Source organism: Mesorhizobium sp. B2-5-7, assembly GCF_006440875.1.
GTDB classification, from domain to species: domain Bacteria; phylum Pseudomonadota; class Alphaproteobacteria; order Rhizobiales; family Rhizobiaceae; genus Mesorhizobium; species Mesorhizobium australicum.
Genome location: NZ_VFUO01000018.1, coordinates 1 through 9507 on the forward strand (window position 1 = coordinate 1; position 9507 = coordinate 9507).

5 protein-coding genes and 1 pseudogene are annotated in these 9507 nt (G+C 59.9%); 1 reads left to right on the forward strand and 5 read right to left on the reverse strand.

What is annotated here, in order from left to right; translation table 11 throughout:
• Positions 1-1930, reverse strand: a pseudogene (locus FJ543_RS31290) (hypothetical protein); the annotation flags it as partial.
• A gap of 323 nt (positions 1931-2253) precedes the next feature.
• On the opposite strand from FJ543_RS31290, the gene FJ543_RS31295 reads away from it, so the two are divergent.
• On the forward strand, positions 2254-3207 hold the full coding sequence (locus tag FJ543_RS31295; protein ID WP_140878692.1) for a transglutaminase-like cysteine peptidase: 954 nt from the start codon (positions 2254-2256) through the stop codon (positions 3205-3207).
• Positions 3208-3338: 131 nt separating this feature from the next.
• Here FJ543_RS31295 and FJ543_RS31300 read toward each other — a convergent pair whose 3' ends face one another.
• From FJ543_RS31300 to FJ543_RS31315, 4 genes are read right to left on the reverse strand one after another with little or no spacing between them, the layout of a single operon-like run.
• Complete coding sequence (locus FJ543_RS31300) at positions 3339-3980, reverse strand: ribbon-helix-helix domain-containing protein (protein WP_140618714.1); 642 nt, start codon at positions 3978-3980, stop codon at positions 3339-3341.
• On the reverse strand, positions 3970-5259 hold the full coding sequence (locus FJ543_RS31305) for an HlyD family type I secretion periplasmic adaptor subunit (protein ID WP_140878693.1): 1290 nt from the start codon (positions 5257-5259) through the stop codon (positions 3970-3972). The genes FJ543_RS31300 and FJ543_RS31305 overlap by 11 nt, the downstream gene beginning before the upstream one ends.
• 50 nt (positions 5260-5309) lie before the next feature.
• Positions 5310-7442: a type I secretion system permease/ATPase gene (locus FJ543_RS31310; RefSeq protein ID WP_140618712.1), complete on the reverse strand. Its 2133-nt coding sequence runs from the start codon at positions 7440-7442 to the stop codon at positions 5310-5312.
• A 36-nt stretch (positions 7443-7478) separates the two neighbouring features.
• Entirely contained in the window at positions 7479-8927 is a 1449-nt protein-coding gene (locus FJ543_RS31315; RefSeq protein WP_015318755.1) for a TolC family protein, read from the reverse strand.
• Positions 8928-9507: the final 580 nt, after the last annotated feature.

Below are 9507 nucleotides of genomic sequence, written 5' to 3' on the forward strand. Positions count from 1 at the left end.
CCAGTGTCCCCGTCACCACCGGGGCACCTTCCACAACCGCTTGCGAAGCCTCGTCATGGGCCGTCGGCACGTCATCGACGATGTTGACGGTGAGCGTGCCATTGGTGCTCTGGAGATCCTGGTCGGTCAGCGTGACAGTGAAGTTCTCGAACAGGCTGTTGGTGCCCTGGACAGAGGTATGTGTCTCGTTGTCGTTGAGCGTGTAGGTATAGCTCACCTCGCCGGTGCCGGCATTGTAGGCCGTCACCGTCAGCGTGTTGCCTAGCGTCGTCGTGAACGAGCTGGCGGTGAACACACCGTCGGTGATGAAAGCGTGGCCATCGATCGACAGATCGTGGATGCCGTCGGGCGAGGAAATGGTGAAGGTGCCGGGGCCGGTCTCGGCCGTGCTTGCCGGATCGGACCCGGGGCCACCAGGCGTGCCGACATTCAAAGCCGCTTCGTTGACGATGACGTCGCCGCCATTGGCTTCCGGCGTCAGGTTGGCGACTACAGGCGTCGAGTTGCCGATCGAGATCGTCAGCGTGGTGTGCGAGGTGTCGCCATCGCCATCCTTGATCGTGTAGGTGAAGACGTCGTTGACGCCTCCGGGTGTGCCCGCATCGCGCACATAGGTATAGCTGCCGTCGCCGTGCAGCGTCAGCTTGCCATATTCACCTTGGATCGGGCTGTTGAGTGTGGTCGTATTGTCCAGAGCGACATTCGTCGTCCCCTTGGCAACGCCCACCACCGTCGCGCCGTCGGCGCCCTGGGTGTCGGCAACGCCGTCCGTAGTGTTGGCGTCGCCCGCATCCGTGCCGCCAACCAGCACATTGCCCGTCGCGGGGCCGAACTGGCCGGCTGCGATACTGTCGGTGTCGGCAACAGCCGTCGGCACGTCGTCGATGATGGCAACGGTGAAGGTCGTGCTCGCCGTATCGCCGTCGACATCCGTGACGGTGATGCTGAAATTGTCCGGAACCGTATCGTTGACGTCGTATCCGGTCGTGCTGACGGGATGCGTCACCGACTGGGTGACAGTGTAGTCATACTGGATGGCACCCGTGCCAGGATCGAACGACAGGATCGTGATGTAGCCGAACTGCCCTGAAATTTGCTGGCCGACACCGGTCACGGTGGTGCCGTTGATGACGATCGAGCCGATGCCATCGGGTGCGTCGATGCTGATCGTCCCGACGCCGGAAGTTTCGGAGTTGGTCGGTGCCTCGCTGCCCGGCGATTGTTGCGCGCCGCCATCGAGTCCGGTTTCGCTGGCCGCCTGATCAGGGTTGGTCAGCGACATGGCCACGACGGAGACGCCTCTGTCGACCAAAGAGGGAAACAGCTCATGCCGCTCGAGCTGCCCAAACTGCAAAGCCGTCGGCGGCAGAAGCGCCGACAAGCCGAAGCCGTCGCCGATCCCGCCGGCAGGCTGTTCGAAATTCCCGCCGGCGCTCGAGGTCGTGCTGCCACCGGCCGATATCGAGCCGTCCGCGCCAAAGGCGACATCGACATGGCTCGCTTCCAGCGCTGCGATCAAGGCCACGCGCGGCACTTCGACGTCGCCGATGATGAAGGTCGGCACATGCAGGGCACCGTCCTTGATGACGATGACCGAGCCGTCCGCCTGCTCGAGCACGAGGTTGTGGCCGTCGACCTTGATGTTGTCGATCGAGACATTGGCGGGAAGTTTGACGACGTTGCTTGCGTCCGCGACGTATTCGTGCGGGGCGTTTGCCGCTGGCGGAGCTGCCGCTGGCGCGCCGCCACCGACATCGACCGGCACAGGCTCGGCCGCGGCCGGCACTGTTTGGACCGGTGCCGCCGCTTGCTCGGCGGGCGCGGCTTGCGCCACCACCTGGGTCGGCGCTGTCAGGTCGTGATGATCGCTGGAGACGGAATGCTCGTCCCACGAGTTCGAAAGATTGTCCAGTTCAATACTGTTCGCCATAGCTTAAACCCCTCCGGTATTTCCCGGATAGAGACAGGCGGCAGCTTGACTTTGCAACGGTCCGTCAATCCATTCTATATATTTGGATATGCCTTCGATGACTTTTTTTACGCTTGGTAAACTGTGAACATATAATCAGTTATATGTTGTCTGGAAGGCATAGCGCTTCGCCACCGGCGGCGCGGAAAACTTGGTAAATATAAGTATAAATACGTGTAAAATTTTACTAAAATCAGTAAAGCGAATTCACGGGAAAGTTATCCATCTTCCTTTCCAGTAATTTGAGACAAAATTGGTAGCGTCCACAGTCAAAGGTGGGCGTCATGAAAAAACAAAGGAATGCTCCGGGGAAGTGCAAGCTCAAGCTGCTTCTGCTGGCGGTGGGGATAGCCGGCTCGGCGCAGCCAGCCCTTGCCGGACCCGTCATCAGGAATTTCATGCCCGAAACAGCACTGCTTGGAGCGGTCCAGGCGCCGCTTGGCCTCGGCGGCATTTCGCTGCAGAGATACCAGCCCTGGCAGCCGGCCACCCCCTACCGGATCAGCCTTGCCCTGAACGGATATGATCCCGTTTCCGTTCAGGACGGGTCCAGCGCCTCGATGGCGCAAGAGGGCAGGGGTGTCGACCCGATGCAGACGGCGTCGATCATTCCGGGCGTTTTCGGGTCGGTTGCGCTGTCCATGCGCAATTTTCCCGTTTCGGCGCGTTGGGCACCGGTCTACCGAGCCATAACCGCTTGCACCGCGGGCAGCCCCTGTGACCACGAGAGCCCAGCCTTCGCGGCCATGGTCTCGGCCGCCCAAGGCAAGGGGTTCGTCGAAAAACTGTCGTTCATCGACAGCGGCATCAACCACCTGATCGCCTATAAGAAGGACAGCGTCGTTTACGGCAAGCTTGATTACTGGGCGAAGCCTTCGGAGATCCTCGCCAATCGTGCTGGCGACTGCGAGGACTTCGCCATTCTCAAGATGACCGCGTTGCTGAGGGCCGGCATTCCGGCACGCAGCATGTCGCTCGTCGTTCTCCAGGACCGCAAGCGGGGCTTCTTCCACGCCGTGCTTTCGGTCAGCACCGCAAGCGGCGCTTATATTCTCGACAGTCTCAACGATACGGTGCTCAAGGACAGCGCCCTTCCGAATTATCAGCCACTGTACTCGTTCAGCACCGACCGGGCCTGGATCCACGGGTCCAAATCGGGAGACGCCCAGATGGCCGATGTCAAGGGCGGTTTCGCAACCGTCGCCCCTGGCGAAGGCGTCCAGACGGAAGTCAAGTAAGGGGCCCGCGCGCCGGCTTTCTTGTCCTGGTTGAATGGCGGACAATTCCGGGAAAAGTCTATTGTTGGTTTTCCGGCGGAATTGCGTCAGCAGATAGGGCGGTTCGGCGTTTGCGGAAACGATGAACGGCGCTAGCCGTTGAAGACGAAAGCCATCAGCAATTCCAGGTCCAGCACCGGCGCCCGCACCACGTTCAATTGGCCCCGGTAACGGCGTTCGCCGGCTCCAATCACAAATCCGCTCGCAACGGCAACATCGCCATTGGTGTCGAGGCGGGCGAATATATCGGCCACGTTGAGATCCAGCGCCAGCTTCAGGTCCTGGCGCGTGTCTTCGTCGAATGCCGCCGGCAATTGTCGTTTGACCAATTGCTGGAACGGCGCATTGAAGGTCACGATCTTCTTCGTCGAGGCCAAGGCGAAGGCCGGCGACGGGCAGGCAAGCAGAATGGCGTTTATCGTCCTGATCGATGCAAGCCTGCGCAAATTCAGGTTCTCGCGCCCCAACTCGCGTATGCAGGCCACCCGGATTGCCGAGGTCAAGTTTCCTTTCTCCGCGTGACCTTCGGCGATCTCGTCGACCAGCATGCCGATCGTGCATTTGCGGCTTTCAGCCATCTGTTTCAGCGAAACCCAGAAAGCCCGTTCAAGCCGAATGCCGCGCCTGATGCCGCCGCGCGCCACGACGCGGAACTCGAGTTCGAAATCTTCTGTCGGGAGTGGCAGAAGCAAGTGGTCGCTCCGGGTCGCGGGAGAGGTGGCGCTAGCGCTCACTCATTGCCTCCTGGCGGGCTTTGTTGATCGGCTTCAGCAGGTAGCTCAGGATCGTCTTGCGACCGGTCTTGATATCCACGGAACAGATCATGCCGGGGATGATCGAATATGCCTTTCCGTCTCGCTCCAGTGTCGATCTATCGGTTGAAACACGCACCTGATAGTAGGGCTCGCCCGTCTTCTGATCGACCAGGCTGTCGGCAGTTATGTTTGAAACCTTGCCTTCGATGCCGCCAAAGATCGAGAAATCGTAAGCCGTGACTTTGATCAAGGCATCCTGATCTGGGCGGATAAACGCGACATCGCGGGGCGAAACACGTGCTTCGACCAGCAAAGTCTCGGAAGTGGGCACGATGCCGGCCACGACAGTACCCGGCTGGACGAAGGCGCCGACGGTGTTCAGTTCCATCGTGTTGACGATGCCGTCCACCGGCGAGCGGATATCCGTTCGCGCGACCTTGTCGGTCGCGCCGCGAATGGTTTCGTCCACCACTGAAAGATCGGCCAAGGCCTGCGTCAGGTCATCGAGCGCTTCCTGCTTCAACTGCAGCCCGAGTTCCTCGACCTGGAGCTGCGCCTCGGTGATCGCCGACTTGCCCTTCTTTATCGTCTCGCCGGCCAGGTTCAATTGGCCGTTGAGTTCGGTCTGTTCCTGCTCGACCTTGAGCTGCTCGGTCCTTGCCATCAGACCTTTCTTGACCATCGCCTCGACCAGCTTCGCCTGCTGGTCGCTCACAGCGAGGTTTTTTGTCAGGCGGTCGAGATTGGCATTCGCCTCGTCCAGTTCCTTCTCGCGCTGGTCGAGTCGCGACTTGAGCACCGACAGCTTGTTGTCGAAGTTTTCGCGCCGGGCAACGAGGAGATTTTGTTCGTTGTCGCAGATTTCCGGCGCCACGGATTGGATGTCCTGCGGACAAGGAAACGATCCGGTGATGCTGCCGCTCTGTTCGTATTTGAGCCTGGCGATGCGCGTTTGCAGGGCCCGCGCCTTGGCTTGCTGTTCGCCGAGGCTGGATGTGTTCAAAGTATTGTCGAGACGGATAATAAGGTCGTTCTTCCTGACGACCTGCCCCACCTTCACGGCGATTTCCTGAACGATGCCCGGCTCGCTGGCTTGAATGACCTGGGTCTTGGAGGCCGGTATGACCTTGCCGTCGCCACGCGCGATCTCGTCGACCTCGGCGAAGGACGACCAAGCGACAAAGGCGGCGAAGAGCGCCCCTATGATGAATATGGACGCCGTCGCGAAAAGCGGCGGGCGGTCTTCCCTGGCAAGCATTTCCCACGCCCCGTTATCATATCGGTTTCAGCCCGATATAATTTGTTCATTCAGGAATTCGTTCTCTGCAGCGCCTGAATGACTTGTTCTTTTGGCCCGTCGGCAACTATCTTTCCTTGTTCGATAACAATGAGGCGATCAGCCAATTCGAGCATGCTGAAGCGATGCGTCGAGACGATCAGCGTCGTGTTGTGGTCGAAAGCGGTCTTGAGTTGCTTTATCAGTTGCCGTTCCGACGCCAGATCCATCGAGCCGGACGGTTCATCCAGAAAGACGATCTTCGGCTTGGTCAAAAGCAGCCGGGCGATCGCCACCGTCTGTCTCTGCCCGCCGGAAAGATTGGTGCCCCGTTCACCGACGTTCATGTCGTAGCCACGCGGGTGGCGAGACACGAACTCGTCGACGCCGGCGGCTTTCGCGGCTTCGATGATCTGCTCGTCGGTCGCCTCCGGAGATGCCATCAGCAGGTTCTCCTTGATGGTGCCCGAAAACAGATCGCCGGCTTGCGCGACGATGCCGACGGCGGCGCGCACCTCTGACGGGTGATACTGGCGGATGTCGATGCCATCCAGCAGCAATTCGCCGGAGCTTGGCAGAAAAAGCCTGCCGATCAGGCGTCCCATCGTCGTCTTGCCTGACCCGATGCGGCCGATGATGCCGATGCGCTCTCCCGGCTTCACCGAAAAGTTCAGGCCGGACAAAACCTCGTTTTCCGATCCGGGGTAGACAAAGCCGACATTCTTGAACGTCATCGCTCCATTGCGAATCGGGCGATTGACAAAGCCCACCGTATCCGGCCGGTCCTCCGGCTGGGCCATGATGGAATTCACCATTCTCAAGGAGAGCATGGCCTGGCGAAATCTCGACAAGGTGATCGCGATTTGGCCGAGCGGAGCCACGGCCCGGCTCGCCAGCATCACCGTTCCGATGATGGCTCCTGTCGAAACATGCCCTTCCGAAAAGGCGTAGGCTCCAGCCACGACCAAGGCGACCGTCACAAGCTGCTGGATGGCCTGGGTGATGTTGCCGGCCGCCGCCGAGAGCTGCTTGATCTTCTCGGAAGTGTTGGCCGCATTCTTCGAATGCTCGCCCCACTTCCTCAGTAAATAGGCTTCGGCGCGCAGCGACTTGATCGTTTCCAGCGTGGAGATGGACTCGACCAGCAGAGCCTGGCGCTGGGAGGCTTCATTCATGGAGGCTGCGACCCGTTTGCCGATGCGGCGTTGCGTGACGAGGCCAACGACCACCGACGCCACAAATGCGAGGGCCGGGATGACGACCAGCCAGCCGCCGATCGCGTAGATGACGAGCAGGAAGATGAAGACGAAAGCCGTATCGATGAACACGCTGATCGTGTTGGAGGTGAAAAATTCCCTGACGAACTCATATTGGGTGACGCGGTTGGCATATTCGCCTGTCGAGCCCGGGCGCGCGGACAGGGACGAATTCAGCACCTTCTCGAACAGCAGATACGATATCCGCAAATCCGCCTTGCGCCCGGCATAGTCGATGAGCGAGGCTCGGGCCGTTTTCAAAAGCAGATCGAAGAGAATGACGGCGCCGATGCCGATCGCCAGCACCCAAAGCGTCGATATCGCCTTGTTCGGCAATATGCGGTCATAGACATTCATGGTGAAGATCGGCGAGGCGATGGCCAAAAGGTTGATGAAGATCGCCGACAGCACGACCTTGGAATAGGTGCGCCAGAAAGCGCCCATCGTCCCCGTCAGCCAATGGCGCCGCTCGATCTCCTGCGCCGACCCGACCTTCATGCCCTCGGTGGCGTTGGCATAGGTGATCGAGAAGGATACGCCGCCACTGATGTAACTTGCGGCCAGCTCGGATTTGCCGACAGTCGTGCGCCCGTCTTCCTGCGGGGCCGTGAGATACCCGTCGCCGTCGGTTTCCGCCAGCAAGGCGATCGGCAACTGACTGACACGGAAGAGAATTGCCGGAAGATCGACGCGACCGCGCAGGAAGTCGCGATGGTTGAATTCCTGGGTCTCGAGACCGATCCGCTCGGCAAGATGCCGGATCTCGGTGACCTCGATGCGCGTGTCCGAAATCGGCACTCCGGCAAACAGCACGGTTTCGGCGCTCGGCCTGCCGAGATAGGCAGCCACCGCCGAAAAGCAGGCCTTGAACGCCTCCTTGGGCGACAGAATATGTGGCTGCTGATTCACGACCCGCCCGCCAGAACCCTCAACACCCCTTACGGCTCACTTCTTCCTGACAGGGGCGAGGATATCGAAGGGCAGGTCGTTCTTCTGTTCCGACGGGGTCCGTGCATAGGTTTCGGTGTCCGGGATCTCCGGAACCGCGAATTCATCCTTGGCGTAGGCCGCGGCCTGCTTCGGCGGCTGGATGTCCATCGTTTTCAGCAACTGCCCGGTTGCCGCCAGAAGTCGGTATTGGGCAAAGAGGGATGCGTAGGACGCGGTGTCCGCCAGCGTTGCTGTGTTGAACCGCGTATTCTGCGCATCCAGCACATCGAGCAGCGAGCGCTGTCCGACCTTGAACTGCTCGCGATAAGAGGCAACCAGCTTCTCGTTGGAAGCGGCTTGCAGCTTCAGGGTCTTTGCCAGGTCGGCTTGCCGGAAGCGGCGATCCCACGACGTGCGAACGGCTTCTTCGATCTCCCGCAGAACCTGATGCAGCCCAAGCCGCTGTTCGCTGGCGCGGCGGATCTGCTCCTGCTCATTAGCTTTGTCGATGCCGCCCCGATACAGGTTCCACCGCAGCACTACCCGTGCCTGCAGATCGGACGTGTCTCCATTGTCGCCGTCAATGTCGTATCCGGCCCGGGCAACGCCTTCGGCGACGACCGACGGGCCGTATTTCGCCCGAGCGGCGTCAACCTGCGAGCCCGCGGCGGCGATATCGCTATTGGCCATGTGGACGCGCGGGTTGTTCTCCCGCGCAATGCCCAGCGCGTCGTCCAGGGACCTTGGCAGTGCAGAGGAAACATCGCCTGGCCGCGATGCATTGGTCAGCGGTTTCCCGACGGTCTTGAAGAAGCGTATTCTCGAGGCCTCGAGTTCCTCGGAAGCCTCCTGCATGCGGGCCTTGGCCGCAAACAAGCGCTCCTCGGCCTGTTGCCGGTCTGCTTCGTTCAATCCGCCGCCTGCTATGCCTTCCCTGATGTCGTGGAGAATCGCTTGGTGAAAGCCCAGATTCTTCTTTGCCTCGGCCACGATCGAGGCCTGAAGCATGTATTCCAGGTAATCCTGGACGACAGACAGCCCGATGAACTCAGATCGCTCCAGCACGCGGAATGAGGCGCCATCCACTCGCGAGGCTTGACGGTTGAGTTCGGCTCGCCTTGCGCCACTATCATAAAGCGTTTGCGAAACCGTCAGATCGGTCTCCGCGGGATAAAGCGCATCGTGCTCGATGGAGAGCGCGCGGCGGGAGGAGTTGTCCAGGCGGCGAGCACCAGCGGATGCCTCCAGGTCGACGCTTGGAAGATAGAGCCCTTTTGCTTGCCGCAGTTCGAACTCGATGGCCTCGCGGTTTTCGATGGCCTGGCCGATTTCCGGGTTGGATTCCACCGCGACCGCCATGGCTTCCTTGAGTGTCAGCGCATGCGCGCCCCAGCAGCTCAGCATGGTAGCCGTCATCAAGAGACCAACGCCCATGACCTTGGTCGACAGACCTGTCGTCTTCATTTTCCCACCCACGTTTCCCCGCGCTTTTTAAGAGCGCCCCAGCCGGGCTTGGCGCCTGACCTTGCCACTATCTTGCAAATTAACGTGCGCGTTTCATTATTAAGCTGTGACTAAATCATAGAATTTAGGCAGACGGTCAAAAAATGTAGCAAAAATAGCACACATTTGGGACGCCGGCGGGATCAAATGCCGGTATCGAAACTTGAAGCCCCGAGACAAGATATTGAAGATGGGCAACAGCAAGCCTGTTCTGGCATATGCCGATGAGTACGCATGTCCGCAAACAAAGTTGCTCTCGCGGAGGCAATAAGGCGCCTTCAACAGCTCGGGTGCAGAAGGATTTGGTCCGGCCCACCCAGATTGACGACATGTTCTGGTCGCGCCCGCTGTGGTTTGCGAGATCGCTGACGCACTGCCGAGCGTGACACTTCTTGGTTAAGTCTAGGCTGCAGAGTGTTTGGATCAGGGCTTATTCGGTGCGCGCTTCGGCCTCGAATGGAGTCTGCCCTTCCCGAGAGATGGGTGACAGTTCATTCCGGATAGATGGGTTACACTTTCGGCCCTTTGCAAGGAGAGCAAG